Consider the following 14,586-nt stretch of genomic DNA (forward strand, 5'->3'; position numbering starts at 1 on the left):
AAGGACTGCCAGTCCGGGGTATAAATCATAATTGGCACTGGCTTTTCAAGCACCCTGTTGAGTTCTCAAAGAACAACCACACACCGATCAGAAGCCCCACTTCCGTGGAACCCCGTTTCGGGGCAACCGCTCAAACCTACTTGGTCGAACTTTCATTGTCAACCTCGTGTTCGAGGTGATCAATCTGGTTCGTCCGGACCCACGATGACGCACGCCGTAACCCGGCGGTCGTTACTGTCGTGGGAAGCCGCAGACCGGCCGATCGCCGCTTTGCGGCTCTCTGCCCGGCTCCTGCCGGCTTCAAAACTCTACCCGGTCGGCTTCGCGTCCGCAACCCCGTTTCCGGAGTGTTCCGCACCGCCCGAATCCTCAGTCTCGCTCGGCGTTCCCGCCACGAGCCTGGTGCTTGGTTTCGGCCGGTTTGTCCGGCCTCCCCCGTGCAGAGAGAAAGTTACGCGGACGGCCCGGAGAAGGCAAATCAGGGTTCATCACTGGTTTGGCCGACCCGGGAGCGGTGGTCCCCGCGCAGCCGACGACGCGGGGCCCGCTGGCGTGCCAGAGTGTCAGGCATGGATGAGTCCCGGCTGGGTGCCAACGGGCACGCCGAAGAGGCGCTACTCGGACTCCTCCTGCCGTTCTGGCAGGTGGTGATCGGCGCGTTCGTGCTGGTCGTCCTGGTGCTCTCGGTGGGTCGACTCGCGCGGCGCGGCCGGTCCCGAATGACCACCGCCCTCCTGGTGACCGCCGCGGTCATCGCCGGCTTCACGGCGATCGGCGTCCTGCTGGAGGGCTGACCGCTCAAAGTCGGCGGTTGGCCAGGCTGGGCAGCTCGGCACGGATCGCGGCGAGCCGGTCGAGATCCAGGTCGGCGACGGACACCCCCGGGCCGTCCGGCAGCTGGGTGAGGACCGTCCCCCACGGGTCGACCACCATGCTGCGGCCGAAACAGGTACGCCCCGGGTCGTGATCGCCGGTCTGCCCGGCGGCCGCCACGAAGCACTGGTTCTCGATCGCCCGGGCCCGCAGGAGCACTTCCCAGTGGTCCCGCCCGGTGTGCAGCATGAACGCCGCCGGGACCACCAGGAGGTGGGCGCCGCCCTCGGCGGCGAGCCGTCGGTACAGCTCGGGAAAGCGCAGGTCGTAACAGATCGACAGGCCCACCCGGACACCTTCGACGTCCACCACCACCGGTTGGACGCCGGCGGCGACGGTCGCCGACTCCCGGTAGGAGACCCGACCGGGGATCTCCACGTCGTACAGATGAATTTTGCGATAGCTGGCGGCCAGGCGACCGGACCGGTCGAACACCAACGACGTGTTGAAGGTGTGCTCCCGGTCCGGGCCAACCTCGTGGAACGAGCCAGCCACCAACCAGATGCCGAGCCGCCGCGCGATCCGGGCGAAGAAGGTGCCCACCTCGCCGTCCACTGGCTCCGGCTCGGGCAGCCCGGCGGCGGGACCGAGATAGTCGACGTACTCCGGCAGAACCGCGAGGTCCGCGCCGCCGGCGGCCGCGCGCTCCAGCAGGACCTCCGCGGCGGCCAGGTTGGCCTTGCGGTCGTCCCGGGCGTTCAGCTGGCAGACGGCGACGCGCATGAGCCCAGGGTACGACCGCGAGGGCGGCGCGGACAGCCTCAGATGCTGGCCAGCACGAGCGCGCCGGCGGCGAAGCCGAGACCGGCCACCTGGACCGGGCGCAGCCGTTCCCGGTCGACGGCGAGCGCGAGCAGCACCGTGCTGGCCGGGTAGAGCGCGGCGATCGCCCCGACGATGCTCAGGTGGCCACGGGCCGCGGCGGCGAGGAACAGCGCGTTGGCGGCACTGTCGAGGAGGCCGGCGACCGCCGCCCAGCCCAATACCCGCCGCCCGAGCCGCAGCCGCACGCCGGTGCCGGCGGCGATGGCCAGGCCGAAAGCGATCGAGCTCGCGCGCACCGCCGCCACCGGCCACATCCCGGCGCCCTCGCCGGCCTGGGCAAGCAGCGTGAAGAAAACGCCGAAGAGCGCCCCGGAGGCGAGCGAGAGCCCCACGAGTCGCGCTGGAACGGCCGTCCTCCTACCCCCCTCGCCCAGGCTGACCAGTGCGATCGCCAGCACGGCGAGGCCGGCGCCGGTGAGTGCCAGGGCACCGGGGAAGGACGCGGTGAACAGACCGGCGATGATCGGCACGATCGCGGCGGTGGTCGCGGTGATCGGTGCCACCACGGCCATCATGCCGCCGGCGAGCGCCCGGTACAGCAACATGACCCCGGCGGCGCCAGCCACCCCCGCGAGCAGCCCCCAGGCGATGTCTCCGGTGGTAGGGGTGCCGGGCACCACCAGCACCAGCACGACCAACAGCGGGACGCTCAGCAGCTGGGAGACGACGGTCACCGCGATCGGGTTGGCTCGGCGGGACGCCTTTCCACCCGAGAAATCGGCCGTACCGAACGCGAGGGCCGACACGGCGGCCAGGAGAATGGGTAGCATGCGACTGTCGTATCACAATAATGACCGTGAAGGATAGTGGAATGACCGACGCCGGATCCGGGCGCGTGGGCGCGGTGACCGCCGCGGTGGCCCGTCAGGTCCGCGAGCTCCGCGCCGCCCGGGGGTGGTCCTTCGACGAACTGGCCGGCCGGTCCGGGGTCAGCAAGGGGATGCTCGTGCAGATCGAGGGCGCGCGCACCAACCCCAGCGTGGGCACGCTCTGCCGGGTCGCCGACGCGTTCGGCGTCAACATCGCACGACTGCTGGAGGCCGCCGAGGAGGGGACCGTGAAGGTCACCCCCGCCGCCGAGGCACCCGTGCTCTGGCAGGGCGAGCACGGAGGCACTGCGCGGCTGCTGAGTGGGCTCGGCGAGCCCGACCTGGTCGAGTTCTGGGAGTGGCGGCTGGAGCCCGGGGAGGCACACCGCTCCCCCGACCACCCGCGCGGCACTCGCGAGGTGCTGCACGTGCAGACCGGCACGGTGATCGTCCGAGTCGACGGGCAGGACCACAGCGTCCGGACCAACGAGACGATCGAGTTCCACGCCGACCGGGAACACGGCTATCGCAACGACGCCGACGAGCCGGCCCGACTGATGATGGTCACGGTCACCCCGTCGGGCGAATGGGACCGCCGGACCCGCTCACGCCGGCCGCGTCAGGACTGAGCGGCCGGCGGTGCGCGAGAGGATCAGGCCGACTTCTCTTCGCGGTCCCGTCGGGCCCGACGGCCGGTGAACTCACGCGGCACGATGGTCGGGTTGACGTTCTCCAGGACCACCTCGCGGGTGATCAGCACCCGGGCGGCGTCGGGGTTGCTGGGCACCTCGTACATCGCGGAGAGCAGGACCTCTTCGATGATGGCCCGCAGGCCACGGGCGCCGGTGCCGCGCAGCATGGCCTGGTCGGCGATCGCCTCCAGCGCCGGCTCGTCGAACTCGAGCTCGACCCCGTCCAGCTCGAAGAGCCGCTGGTACTGCCGGACCAGGGCGTTGCGCGGCTCGGTCAGGATCCGGACGAGGGCGCTGCGGTCCAGGCTGCGGACGTTGGTGATCACCGGCAGCCGGCCGACGAACTCGGGGATCAGGCCGAACTTGAGCATGTCTTCCGGCATGACCTGGCTGAAGATGTCATCGGTCGACCGCTCGGACACCGACCGGAGCCGGGCACCGAAGCCGGTGCCGCCCTGCCCGGTGCGGGACTCGATGATCTGATCCAGACCGGCGAAGGCACCACCACAGATGAACAGCACGTTGGTGGTGTCGATCTGGATGAACTCCTGGTGCGGGTGCTTGCGGCCGCCCTGCGGTGGCACGTTGGCCACCGTGCCTTCCAGCATCTTGAGCAGCGCCTGCTGCACGCCCTCGCCGGAGACGTCCCGGGTGATCGACGGATTTTCCGACTTGCGGGCGATCTTGTCGACCTCGTCGATGTAGATGATGCCGGTCTCGGCGCGCTTGATGTCGTAGTCCGCGGCCTGGATCAGCTTGAGGAGGATGTTCTCCACGTCCTCGCCGACGTAACCCGCCTCGGTCAGCGCGGTGGCGTCGGCGATGGCGAACGGGACGTTCAACATCCGCGCGAGGGTCTGCGCCAGGTGGGTCTTGCCGCACCCGGTCGGGCCGAGCAGCAGGATGTTGGACTTGGCCAGCTCGACGGCGTCACTGCCGGAGCCCGGCGCGCCAGCAGCCTCAGCCTGGATCCGCTTGTAGTGGTTGTAGACCGCGACGGCGAGGGCCTTCTTGGCCTGATCCTGCCCGACGACGTAGTTGTCGAGGAACTGGCAGATCTCCATCGGCTTGGGAAGCTCTTCCCACTTCACCTCGCCGGACTCGGCCAGCTCCTCTTCGATGATCTCGTTGCAGAGATCGATGCACTCGTCGCAGATGTAGACCCCTGGGCCCGCGATGAGCTTCTTGACCTGCTTCTGCGACTTGCCGCAGAAGGAGCATTTCAGTAGGTCGCCGCCGTCACCGATCCGTGCCACCTACGTTCTCCCTGCACTCATCGGCCGGAGACCCGGCCCTGACCTGCGGACGTTGCGCGCCGTCCGGCTTTGCTCACCTCGTCGGCCGTGACCGGCGAAGTGGTACGGACCCGACGTTACCCGCTGGCGGGGCATTCTCCGACCCCCAAAACGGGTGTGTCAGAGGTCGGCCGGGAACGGAGCCCCGGCCAACCTCTGACCCGGTAGTGCTTCAGCTGGCAGCCTGGGCGGCCAGCAGGCCCTTCTTGCGGCTGGTCAGGATCGTGTCGACCAGCCCGTACTCCTTGGACTCCTCGGCCGTCATGATCTTGTCACGGTCGATGTCCTTGCGAACCTGATCGATGGGGCGGTTGCAGTGCCGGGACAGCATGTCCTCCAGCTGCGTACGCATCCGCAGGATCTCCCGGGCCTGGATCTCGATGTCCGAGCCCTGCCCGTAGCCGCCCTCGGTGGCCGGCTGGTGGATGATGATCCGCGAGTTCGGCAGGGCCATCCGCTTACCCGGAGTGCCGGCCGACAGCAGCACCGCCGCCGCGCTGGCGGCCTGCCCCAGGCAGACCGTCTGGATGTCCGGGCGGACGTACTGCATGGTGTCGTAGATCGCCGTCATCGCGGTGAACGAGCCACCCGGCGAGTTGATGTACATGATGATGTCGCGGTCCGGGTCGGTGCCCTCGAGCGTCAGCAGCTGGGCCATCACGTCGTTGGCCGACGCGTCGTCCACCTGGACGCCGAGGAAGATGATCCGGTCCTCGAAGAGCTTGTTGTACGGGTTCGACTCCTTGACCCCGTACGACGTGCGCTCGACGAACGACGGCAGGACGTAGCGGTTGTGCACGGCCGCGAACTGGGGCGGCAGGCTCAGGTCGGTCATCGTCAGCTCCTCAGCTCAGGGTCCCGGCGCCATCCGGAACCTGCGCGGCCCCGATGATCACCTTGTCGATGAAGCCGTAGTCCATGGCCTCCTGGGCGGTGAACCAACGGTCCCGGTCCGAGTCCGCCTCGATCTGCGACTGGTCTTGGCCGGTGTGGTGCGCGACCCGCTCCTGGAACATCCGCTTCGTGTAGAGCATCTGCTCCGCCTGGATGGCGATGTCGGACGCCGTGCCGCCCAGACCACCGGACGGCTGGTGCATCATGATCCGGGCGTGCGGCAGGGCGTACCGCTTGCCCTTGGTGCCCGCGCAGAGCAGCAGCTGACCCATCGAGGCAGCCATGCCCATCGCCACGGTCGACACGTCGTTGTCGATGAACTGCATGGTGTCGTAGATCGCCATGCCGGAGTAGACCGAGCCACCCGGCGAGTTGATCCACAGGTTGATGTCGCGGTCCGGGTCCTCCGCGGCGAGCAGCAGCAGCTGCGCGCAGATGCGGTTGGCGACCTGGTCGGTCACCTCACTGCCCAGGAAGATGATGCGCTCCTTGAGCAACCGGTTGTAGACCGAGTCGTCGAGGTTGCCAATGGAGTCGCCACCGCGCGCGTCAATCGCCCGGAGCGACTTCTTGGGGATGTGCATGTCGGTCATGGCAGCCCTTCGCTCTCCGTACCGTCTTTCCCGACACTAACCGCTGTGTGGGGCGGCAGAGTCCCGGTCGGGGCACTGTTCGCTCTCAGCGCAGCTGCGTCGGGCGTACCCGCGGCGCGGGCTTCCGGGCGTACCCCGGAAAGGATTCGGCCGCCGTCCACCGCACAGCGGCGGACGGCGGCCGCATCCGACGATCAGTGGTCGTGGTTGTGCTCCGCCTCGTTGGCAGCGCGCAGCGCGTCGAGGGTGACCTCGTTGCCGGCCGAATCCTTGATCGTGATCCGCTCCATCACGGCGGCGAGCGCCTTGCCGCGCCGCACGTCACCGAAGACCGCGCCGGCCGCGCCGGAGCGCACCAGCTGGTCGTAGTACTGCTGCGGGGCCATGCCGGCGCGCTGCGCCCGGTGCACGATCTCGTGACCGAACTCGTCGTCGGAGACCTGCACGTCCTCAGCGTCGGCCAGCGTGTCCAGCAGGAGCTGGACCTTGACGCCCTCGGTGGCAGCCTCGGTCAGCTCGGCGTCGATCTGCTCCTCGGTCTTCTCCTCAGCCGCGAGGTACTCCGCCAGGGAGGCGCCGATCCGCTCCAGCTGGTCGACCATCGCCTGCTTGCGGCTCTCGACCTCCTCGCGGACGACACCCTCCGGCGCCGGCACGTCGGCGGCCTCGACCAGCTGGGCCAGCGCCTTGTCCCGGGCGGCGTAGATCTGCTCGACCTGCTTGCCCTGGGTGACCCGCCCGCGCAGGTCGCCGCGCAGCTCCTCGAGCGTGTCGAACTCGCTCGCCATCTGGGCGAACTCGTCGTTCAGCTCCGGCAGCTCCTTCTCCTTGACCGTGCGCACGGTCACCGCCACCTCGGCGTCCCGACCGGCGAAGTCGCCGCCGACCAGCTGGGTGGTGAAGGTGGTGCTGTCGCCGGCCGCGAGGCCGACCACGGCCTCGTCCAGACCCGGCAGAAGCTGCTTGCTGCCGACCTCGTGGGAGATGTTGCTCGCCGAGCCGCCCGGCACGTCCTCGCCGTCGACGGTCGCGTTCAGGTCGATCTGGACGTAGTCGCCCTCGGCGGCGGCCCGCTCCGTGGTCTTGAGGGTGGAGAACCGCTCGCGCAGGTTCTTCACCTGCTCGTCGATCTCGCTCTCGTCGATCTGGAGCTCGTCGACGGTCACCTCGATGGTCGTCGCGTCGGGGAGCGTGATCTCCGGACGGACGTCGACCTCGGCGGTGAAGTTGAGCGAGTCGCCGTCGTTGAACTCGGTGATCTCGACCTCGGGGCGACCCAGCGTCTTGAGGTCGTGCTCACGCACCGCGGCGAGGATGTTCTCCGGGATGGCCTCCTGCACCGCCTCGTTGAGGACGGTGCCCCGGCCCACCCGCTGGTCGATCACCGCGGTCGGCACCTTGCCCCGGCGGAAGCCCGGGACCTGGACCTGCGAACCGATCTCCCGGTACGCCTTCTTGAGGCTCGGCTCGAGCTCGACGAACGGCACCTCGATGGCGAGCCGCACGCGCGTCGGGCTCAGAGTCTCGACGGTGCTCTTCACAGGCGTACTCCTTGACGGATCTCAGTTGAGTCTGGGCGTGATTCAGCCCATCGAGTGTAGGCGAGCCGGCCTGACGCTCCGGCAACGCCCGGGGACCGCGCGCTGCCGGGGTGGCCCGGCGGCGGACGACAGTCGGGGTGGCGGGATTTGAACCCACGGCCCCTCGCTCCCAAAGCGAGTGCGCTACCAAGCTGCGCCACACCCCGTGGCGACGAGCAGTCTATGCCGTCGGCGAGCCGCCGACGTGCCGGGGCCGCCCCACCCGGACACATTCCCCCGAAATCACCCACCCGGGCCGCTGCGGGCCGCGCCCGCCGACGCGCCGGGGGCCGCGTGCGGCGCGCGGCGCGCAAGATCCGCGCAACTTCGGGGAAAGTGTCGCTTCCCGGCGCGCGGACGCAGCAACATCCCTGAAGTTGCGCGGATCTTGCGGCGGGAGGGGCGGCGGCGGGTGGCGCGGCTGCACGTTCCGCAGAACCATTGGGTACGCTGTTGGCGCGTCCCGTTCGGCGGGGCACACGCGGGCGTAGCTCAATGGTAGAGCTTCAGTCTTCCAAACTGACTACGCGAGTTCGATTCTCGTCGCCCGCTCCACACCCGAAGGCCCAGGCCGACCGCATGATCGCGGCGCCTGGGCCTTTCCCGTCAGCACCAGGCCTTCCCGTCGTGCGCGGCGCTCACCTCGACGCCGTACTGGTCGTGGGGTGCTGGTGGCTCGGACGTGTCCGGCAGGTTCAGGTCAGCGCGACCAGCGGTGTCGATCGGCGGCGCGCCAGCCGCGCGCGCACCGGCGGCACCTATACCTTTAGGCGGATTTGTCCAATCTGGCCGAAGGCAGGGGCAATGCGGAGACTCTGTACAGAACGCGTCCCCGACACCAGATCACTACGGGCCCGCCAGACGATTCGTCGGGCGGCGTGCACGGCCATGGCGGTGGCGCTCGGCAGCGTGTCGATCGGCGTGCTGCCCGCGTACGCCGAACGCGCGACCGCGGCCCCGTCACCGGCCGCCACACCCGGCACCGTGCTGGCCTGGGGCGCGAACCAGGCTGCCCAGTTGGGGAACGGGAACACCTCGGACAAGTTCGTACCCGCGCCGGTGGACCTGCCGCCCGGCACCACGATCACCGCCGTTGCCACCGGCGCCAACCACAGTCTCGCGTTGACGTCCGCAGGCACCGTGCTGGCCTGGGGTTTGAACAGGTCCGGCCAGACGGCGAACCGCAACGACGGCTCCAACACAGTGCCCGCACCCGCACACCTGCCGGAGGGCGTCACGATCACCGCCATCGCGGCCGGCTTCGAACACAGCCTGGCGTTGACGTCCACGGGCACCGTTCTGGCCTGGGGCGGCAACACGCGGGGCCAGTTGGGGATCGGAACCAACACGTACAGCTCACCGCCGGTACCAGTAACTCTGCCGGCCGGCGCCACCATCACCGCCATCGCCGCCAGTAGCGACCACAGCCTGGCGTTGACCTCCACCGGCACCGTCCTGGCCTGGGGCCCCAACACGTGGGGCCAACTGGGCAACGGAACCAACACGGCCAGCAACGTGCCCGTGCCGGTGAGCCTGCCGACCGACACCACCATCACCGCCATCGCCGCCGGCTGGAGCCACAGCATGGCGCTGACCTCCTCGGGCACCGTGCTGGCCTGGGGCTACAGCAACCTCAGCGGCATGTTGGGAGACGGGGCCAGCACGGGAAGCAACGTGCCCGTGCTGGTGCTCCTGCCGGCCAACACCATGATCACGGCCGTCGACGCCGGGATCGGCCACAGCCTCGCGTTGACCTCTGCGGGCACGGTGCTGGCCTGGGGCTACAACGGTGCCGGCCAACTGGGAACCGGGAACTATACGGACAGCTACCTGCCTGTACCGGTCGACCTGCCGGCCGACACCACGATCACCGCCATCGACGGCGGCTACACACACAGTCTGGCGGTGACCTCCGCCGGCGCCCTGCTGGCCTGGGGCACCAACACCGTCGGTCAACTGGGCGTCGGAACGACCATCGACCGCAGCAGCACCCCGCTTCCGGCGCGGTTGCTGGCCGGCACCAGGATCACCGCCATCGCCGCCGGAGAAGACCACAACGTCGCCGTCGCGGCGCAGCCGGTCCCGGCGACGACCGCCACCCTGCGGGTGTCGCCGCCGAACCCGGACCCCCAGCAGGCCGTCGCCCTCACCGCCGCGGTGAGCTGCACCGCCGGTGCCCCAACGGGAACCGTGACCTTCCTCGACGGTACGACCAGCCTGGGCACCGCCACCCTGTCCGGCGGCCCCACCGCCACCGCGACCCTGACCACCGACATTCTGTCGACGGGGAGCCACGCCATCACGGCCCGCTACGGCGGTGACGGCACCTGCCCCGGCGCGGAAACCGAGCCGGTGATCGTCGTCGTCGCCGCACCCCAGTGCACCCTCGATCTGACGGCCAGCCCCACCGGCCCGTCAACCAACGAGCCAACCACGCTGACCGCCACGGTGACCTGCACGGCCGTGGCACCGGCAGCGAGCGCCCCGACCGGGACGGTGACCTTCCTCGACGGCACGAACGTCCTGCGTACCGTGCCGGTATCCGGTGGCGGCACGGCCACCCTGACCACCGATGCCCTGTCACCGGGGCTGCACACCGTCACCGCCCGCTACCGCGGTAGCGGACCGTTCGCGGGCGCGCCCGCCCAGTCCACCATGACGGTCATCGTCGGTTCGTCGACCTCGCCGCCGTCACCGGCCGGCCCACAGCCCCCGCCGTCGAATGCACAGCCTCCGCCCCGTAGCCCACAGCCTCCGCTGCCGGTGACCGGCGCCAGCCTGCCGGCCAACCTCGCCGCCGGCGTGCTGCTCCTGCTCGTCGGCTCGGCACTCGTGCTGGTCACCTGTCGCCGCCGGACCGCACGTCGTCAGTCGACCTGACCACGACCGGGGGCCTCAGTCGCAACCCATCGGCCACCTCCCCTGCGCTACATGCTCGCGAGCAGGCGTTCCAATGGCCGAGGGACGTGATCCGGGTCGAGGGCGCGGACGAGAGCGCGAGCGTACTGTGCCTTGCGGCCGCTGGTCGTACCCATGAATCGACGCAGTTGCCGCTCGATCGTCCGCTCGCGCTGCGCGGGTTGGTTCTGGAAGAGCCGGAAGCGGGCCAGGTCCTGTTCGGCAGCGATGACCTGCTCCACACCCGTGCTGCCGAGCGCGCGGATCAGCTCGTCCTCGAGGTCGGCGACGCAGATGTAGAAGCCGAGGGACTCCATTGCGGACCGGGTCAGGGACGACCCGAGGCCGGCCTGCTCCAACCCGCGCCGGAAATAGCCCTCCTCGGCCTCGTCGCAGAGCCCTCGGACGGGCACAGGGAGGCCCTGCGCGCCGAAGAGCCGCAAGAAACGGCCGACGCTCATCGCACCGCCCATGGGCAGCACGCAGACGCCCTCGACGGCCAGATCGCGGTCGCGCCGTGCGGCCAGCGCCTCCACGGCGCTCCGGTCGCTGACCCCCTCGACCAGCACGACGGTGGCCAGACCGTCGCCTGCCAACTCACGGGCCACGGTGGCGGCCGCCGCAGCGGCCGGGCCGCCGGCCGCCCAGGCGGTCAGGGCGGCTCGAAAACGCTCCGGCTCGCGCACGGGTCAGAGTCTCGCAACGACCCGACCCGACCGCCACCCGATTGCAGGCCGGGTCGGACGTGTGGTTCGTTGCCGTTGGTGCAGCAGGTGCTCGTGGTGGACGGTGCCGTCCAGGGCGGCCACGCGGACGATCCTGGCACTGACGACCTTGACCGTCCACGGATGAAAGGTGGCCGGCGGGGTAAGTAGCGGCCGGCCTGGTGGGGAGACGACCGGCGTCGCGGCGTGCCGCGACCGGGTGCCCGGGCGGGCCACGTTGGTTGGCCCGCCCGGGCGTGCCCCGAAATCAGTTCGAGGAGATCCAGTTCCAGGCTGAGACGACCCACTCGGTCTGCTGGAGCCAGGCGACGCCGAGGCCGGTGAGGAAGATCGCGGTCGCCAGGTGGGCGCCCCACGCGCTGCGGCGGACCCGCCGCATCTGCCGTTCCAGCACCACCCGGCCGACCAGCCGGGACAGCGCGAACAGGCCGACCGCCACCAGCAGGCTCAGCACGAGCACCAGCAGCGGGCCGGTCAGGTCACCCTGACCGGAGAGCGCCCAGATCCCCCAGCAGACGAACGCGAACAGCCCGGCCCCCGTACTCCACTCGCCGCCGCGGCGCAGCTGCGCCAGGTGCCAGCTCAGCGGTCGACGCGGCGCCGGCTCGTCCGGCCAGCCGGTGCCGGTCGGCTCGTGCTCGACAACCGGGAACGGCTCGGTCCGCGGGGTGCGGGGCTGGCCCACCGGGGCGACGCCCCGGCGAAAGCCGTCCCGCTGCGGCGGCACCCCGACGCCGGCCTGCGGTGGCACCTCCACGGTCCGCTCCGCCCACGGCTGCGTCTGGTCTGCCATCTCGTCCTCCCCCTGACCGGCGGCACCACCACCGCCTGGATTCGAGGGTAACCAGCCGGCAGATCGGTCGCCGACTCCCATCCGGCAGGGCCCGGCAGGACGGTGCCCGGCGGGGTACGGTCGGCGGATGGGTGAACCGGACCGACGACGGCGGCGATTGCGCCACCACGCCGACCCCGAGCCGGCCGGCCGAGGCGCGGAGAGCCCGCCGAGCAGCAGCACGGCCGGCGTGCACGACGGCACCGAGGCGCCACCACCCCGGCGCCGAGGCCCGTCCGGCGACGAACGGGACGGCGAGCGCGGGTTGCGCGGGCTGGTCGGCTCCGGCTCGTCACAGGTGGGGCTGAGCGCGGCGCTGCGGGCCCGAGACGCGGCCCGGCCCACCGACGACGACCTGGCCGAGGCGGAAGCCCGGGTGGTGGTCGTCCGGCGCAACTGGGTGCCCCGCGAGGAGCTGCCCCGCTCGCCGCGCTGACCGGCCCCGGCTCAGGGCAGCTCGGGCAGTTCCCGGGTCTGCTCGTACTCGGCCACCTGGGCGATGCGGCGGGCGTGCCGCTCGTTGCCGGAGAACGGCGTGCTCAGGAACGCCTCGACGATCGCGGTCGCCTCGTCCAGGGTGTGCTGGCGGGCACCGACGGCCACCACGTTCGCGTCGTTGTGCTGACGGGCCAGTTGGGCGGTCTCGACGCTCCAGGCCAGCGCGGCGCGTACGCCGGCGACCTTGTTCGCGGCGATCTGCTCACCGTTGCCGGACCCGCCGATGACCACTGCGAGGCCGGTCCCGTCGGCCACCACCTGGTGACCGGTGTGCAGGCAGAACGTCGGGTAGTCGTCGTCCGGGTCGTAGCCGTGCGGACCGACGTCGACCACGTCGTACCCCTGCTTGGCCAGGTGGTTGGCCAGGTGCACCTTCAACTCGAAACCGGCGTGGTCGGATCCCAGGTAGACGCGCATACCGGGCAGTCTGTCAGGCCGGCGTCGGGGACGCCGCAGGGGCGGCGTCCCCGAGCCGGGTTCGTCACACGGACGTGCGAGGCGGGTCAGCGCGGCAGCTCGGCGACCACCAGGCCACCTCGCGCCTTCGGGGTGAACCAGGTGCTCTTGCGCGGCATCTTCTCGCGGGCGAGGTTCACCGCGACGAAGTCCGCAACGGTCACCGGTGCGATCAGGATGGCCAGCTCAGCGCGGCCGGCGTCGACCTCCCCGGTGAGCCAGCTCGCCGGGTAGTCGCCGCCGACGTAGGTGATCCGCTTGTCGCCCGGGTCCAGTCCCAGCGCGTCGCGCAGCAGCAGCCGTTCGACCAGGGCGTGGTCCAGGTTCTCCAGGCGGGCGTTGGCGGTGGCGGGCAGGCGCACCGCGTACCCCTGGCCGGCAAGCCGGAGGTGGACGGCCCCGCCGGTCGCCGGGACCTCGACCGGGTCGTCGATCTCCTCGACCTGGGCACCCGCCGCGCGCAGCCGGTCGAGCAGATCGGCCGGCGTGGTGGTCAGTTCGCTGACCAGCCGGTTGTACGGCTGGATGGCCACCGAGGCGGGGGTGGTGACCACGGCCAGGAAGCGCGACAGCCCGCCGGTCTGGGCGGCCAGGCTGCGGTGGTTGCCGTCGGCGACGACCAGCTCGCCACCGCCGGCGAGGGCGGTCAGCTCGGTCTGCTCCGGGCCGGGGCCGAGCAGCCAGATGGCGTGCGTGCGCCCCGACTGGTCGGTGTCGGTGGCGGCGGGCACCCCGGCCGTCTCGGTCGCCGCCGCGAGCGCGGCGTGCAGCTCGTCGCCGCGCCCGGTCTGCAGCAGGAGTACGGGCGAGAGCAGGTGACCGAGCGCCTCGGCCAGCGCCACTCGCTCACGCACCTTGGCGATGAAGACGTCCTCGTTGCGGATGACCAGGCCCGGCTCTTCGGCCCGGGTGGAGATCTGGTCGGTGTCCACCATCGCGAACAGCCCGTACGCCGGGTCTTCGCCGGGCGCGCTGATCCGGTAGAGCACCACCACCTGCTCGGCGGGCGTGTAGCTGCCGTCGGCCTTGGCCTCGGTGAGGCGGGCCACCGCGTCCGGCAGCGCGTCGAGGAAGGACTTCCCCAGGCTCTCCGACGCTCGGTGCGGCATCTCGATGCCGAGGGCACTGTGCGGGTTCGCGTCGATGATCGCGGTGATCTCCGCGTCGTCGGCGAACTCGTCGTAGTTTTGCGCGCCGGTGCCGCCAGTGGTGATCCAGGCCCGGGCGATCGGATGCACGACCGTCATGTCCGCTGACGCTACCGGCGACCGCGTCGGTGCCGGCAGGGACCCGCGCGGCGTCCACCAGATGAAAGTGCCAAGGCGCGGCGGAGCATTCAGCCGGCGCGGCCGGCGGTGCCGTTGGGCCGGCGGTGCTTGCCGCTCGCGACGGGCCCGGCCGGCCCACCGTTGCCCCGCCGGCCGGTCGCGGCGGGCCCGGTGGTCGCGTTCCGGCGAGGGGCCCCGGGCGGGCCCGGCACAGGGCGCGGCTCGTGGGGCGGCGTGGGGACGGGCCGCGGGTTCAGCGGCGGCGTCGGCACCGGGCGAGGAGCGGCCGGGGCGGGCGGAGGCGGCGCGGGGTCGGGCGGCGCGGGCGCCGGCGGCGGCACCGGGGCC

General features: G+C 71.0%; 14 protein-coding genes, 2 tRNA genes and 1 pseudogene. 6 read left to right on the top strand and 11 right to left on the bottom strand.

Annotated features, from left to right (window positions below; all coding sequences use genetic code 11):
* The first annotated feature begins 569 nt into the window (after positions 1 to 569).
* On the top strand, positions 570 to 794 hold the full coding sequence (locus V6V47_RS32030) for a hypothetical protein (RefSeq protein WP_334632301.1): 225 nt from the start codon (positions 570 to 572) through the stop codon (positions 792 to 794).
* 4 nt (positions 795 to 798) lie between these two features.
* Here V6V47_RS32030 and V6V47_RS32035 read toward each other — a convergent pair whose 3' ends face one another.
* Both V6V47_RS32035 and V6V47_RS32040 read right to left on the bottom strand, forming a co-directional pair.
* A complete protein-coding gene (locus V6V47_RS32035) occupies positions 799 to 1,596 on the bottom strand; it encodes a carbon-nitrogen hydrolase family protein (protein WP_334632302.1) in 798 nt (265 codons plus the stop codon).
* A 38-nt stretch (positions 1,597 to 1,634) separates the two neighbouring features.
* Positions 1,635 to 2,468, bottom strand: a complete 834-nt coding sequence (locus tag V6V47_RS32040) for a DMT family transporter (RefSeq protein WP_334632303.1) — start codon at positions 2,466 to 2,468, stop codon at positions 1,635 to 1,637.
* Between the two features lie 41 nt (positions 2,469 to 2,509).
* Between V6V47_RS32040 and V6V47_RS32045 the strand changes: the two genes are divergently transcribed.
* Positions 2,510 to 3,136: a helix-turn-helix domain-containing protein gene (locus V6V47_RS32045; protein ID WP_334632304.1), complete on the top strand. Its 627-nt coding sequence runs from the start codon at positions 2,510 to 2,512 to the stop codon at positions 3,134 to 3,136.
* A gap of 23 nt (positions 3,137 to 3,159) precedes the next feature.
* Here V6V47_RS32045 and clpX read toward each other — a convergent pair whose 3' ends face one another.
* The 5 genes from clpX to V6V47_RS32070 all read right to left on the bottom strand — a co-directional run bounded on the left by clpX (position 3,160) and on the right by V6V47_RS32070 (position 7,728).
* Complete coding sequence (gene clpX / locus V6V47_RS32050; protein ID WP_110567768.1) at positions 3,160 to 4,455, bottom strand: ATP-dependent Clp protease ATP-binding subunit ClpX; 1,296 nt, start codon at positions 4,453 to 4,455, stop codon at positions 3,160 to 3,162.
* Between the two features lie 211 nt (positions 4,456 to 4,666).
* Entirely contained in the window at positions 4,667 to 5,329 is a 663-nt protein-coding gene (locus V6V47_RS32055) for an ATP-dependent Clp protease proteolytic subunit (protein ID WP_334632305.1), read from the bottom strand.
* Between the two features lie 10 nt (positions 5,330 to 5,339).
* Positions 5,340 to 5,981, bottom strand: a complete 642-nt coding sequence (locus tag V6V47_RS32060; protein WP_088988027.1) for an ATP-dependent Clp protease proteolytic subunit — start codon at positions 5,979 to 5,981, stop codon at positions 5,340 to 5,342.
* A gap of 194 nt (positions 5,982 to 6,175) precedes the next feature.
* On the bottom strand, positions 6,176 to 7,522 hold the full coding sequence (gene tig, locus V6V47_RS32065; RefSeq protein WP_334632306.1) for a trigger factor: 1,347 nt from the start codon (positions 7,520 to 7,522) through the stop codon (positions 6,176 to 6,178).
* A gap of 132 nt (positions 7,523 to 7,654) precedes the next feature.
* Positions 7,655 to 7,728 (bottom strand) — tRNA-Pro (locus V6V47_RS32070).
* A gap of 314 nt (positions 7,729 to 8,042) precedes the next feature.
* Here V6V47_RS32070 and V6V47_RS32075 point away from each other — a divergent pair.
* The 3 genes and pseudogenes from V6V47_RS32075 (at position 8,043) to V6V47_RS32085 (ending at position 10,441) form a co-directional block, all read left to right on the top strand.
* Positions 8,043 to 8,116, top strand: a tRNA-Gly gene (locus V6V47_RS32075).
* 333 nt (positions 8,117 to 8,449) lie between these two features.
* A pseudogene (locus V6V47_RS32080) lies at positions 8,450 to 9,928 on the top strand (RCC1 domain-containing protein); the annotation flags it as partial.
* Positions 9,929 to 10,009: 81 nt separating this feature from the next.
* The gene (locus tag V6V47_RS32085) at positions 10,010 to 10,441 is read left to right on the top strand and encodes an Ig-like domain-containing protein (RefSeq protein ID WP_442934335.1); all 432 of its coding nucleotides are present in this window, start codon (positions 10,010 to 10,012) and stop codon (positions 10,439 to 10,441) included.
* Between the two features lie 47 nt (positions 10,442 to 10,488).
* Here V6V47_RS32085 and V6V47_RS32090 read toward each other — a convergent pair whose 3' ends face one another.
* On the bottom strand, positions 10,489 to 11,145 hold the full coding sequence (locus tag V6V47_RS32090) for an ATP-dependent endonuclease (RefSeq protein ID WP_334632307.1): 657 nt from the start codon (positions 11,143 to 11,145) through the stop codon (positions 10,489 to 10,491).
* Positions 11,146 to 11,431: 286 nt separating this feature from the next.
* Entirely contained in the window at positions 11,432 to 11,977 is a 546-nt protein-coding gene (locus tag V6V47_RS32095) for a hypothetical protein (RefSeq protein ID WP_334632308.1), read from the bottom strand.
* 127 nt (positions 11,978 to 12,104) lie between these two features.
* Between V6V47_RS32095 and V6V47_RS32100 the strand changes: the two genes are divergently transcribed.
* Positions 12,105 to 12,452, top strand: coding sequence for a hypothetical protein (locus V6V47_RS32100; protein WP_334632309.1), 348 nt, complete (start codon positions 12,105 to 12,107; stop codon positions 12,450 to 12,452).
* A gap of 11 nt (positions 12,453 to 12,463) precedes the next feature.
* On the opposite strand, the gene V6V47_RS32105 is transcribed toward V6V47_RS32100, so the two are convergent.
* Together V6V47_RS32105 and V6V47_RS32110 are read right to left on the bottom strand one after the other, a co-directional pair.
* Entirely contained in the window at positions 12,464 to 12,931 is a 468-nt protein-coding gene (locus V6V47_RS32105) for a ribose-5-phosphate isomerase (RefSeq protein WP_334632310.1), read from the bottom strand.
* Between the two features lie 86 nt (positions 12,932 to 13,017).
* Positions 13,018 to 14,217 (bottom strand): DUF1015 family protein, encoded by a 1,200-nt coding sequence (locus V6V47_RS32110; RefSeq protein ID WP_334632311.1) that lies wholly within the window; start codon positions 14,215 to 14,217, stop codon positions 13,018 to 13,020.
* Between the last annotated feature and the right edge of the window lie 369 nt (positions 14,218 to 14,586).

It is taken from the genome of Micromonospora sp. CPCC 205539 (genome assembly GCF_036906815.1).
Classification (GTDB): Bacteria; Actinomycetota; Actinomycetes; order Mycobacteriales; family Micromonosporaceae; genus Micromonospora.

Bases quoted from the DNA above. Each gene is read 5' to 3' on its own strand.
- V6V47_RS32045 (WP_334632304.1), top strand. From the start codon at position 2,510: ATGACCGACGCCGGATCCGGGCGCGTGGGCGCGGTGACCGCCGCGGTG.
- V6V47_RS32105 (WP_334632310.1), bottom strand. From the start codon at position 12,931: ATGCGCGTCTACCTGGGATCCGACCACGCCGGTTTCGAGTTGAAGGTG.
- V6V47_RS32100 (WP_334632309.1), top strand. From the start codon at position 12,105: ATGGGTGAACCGGACCGACGACGGCGGCGATTGCGCCACCACGCCGAC.
- V6V47_RS32035 (WP_334632302.1), bottom strand. From the start codon at position 1,596: ATGCGCGTCGCCGTCTGCCAGCTGAACGCCCGGGACGACCGCAAGGCC.
- V6V47_RS32040 (WP_334632303.1), bottom strand. From the start codon at position 2,468: ATGCTACCCATTCTCCTGGCCGCCGTGTCGGCCCTCGCGTTCGGTACG.
- V6V47_RS32030 (WP_334632301.1), top strand. From the start codon at position 570: ATGGATGAGTCCCGGCTGGGTGCCAACGGGCACGCCGAAGAGGCGCTA.
- V6V47_RS32055 (WP_334632305.1), bottom strand. From the start codon at position 5,329: ATGACCGACCTGAGCCTGCCGCCCCAGTTCGCGGCCGTGCACAACCGC.
- V6V47_RS32060 (WP_088988027.1), bottom strand. From the start codon at position 5,981: ATGACCGACATGCACATCCCCAAGAAGTCGCTCCGGGCGATTGACGCG.
- V6V47_RS32110 (WP_334632311.1), bottom strand. From the start codon at position 14,217: ATGACGGTCGTGCATCCGATCGCCCGGGCCTGGATCACCACTGGCGGC.
- V6V47_RS32095 (WP_334632308.1), bottom strand. From the start codon at position 11,977: ATGGCAGACCAGACGCAGCCGTGGGCGGAGCGGACCGTGGAGGTGCCA.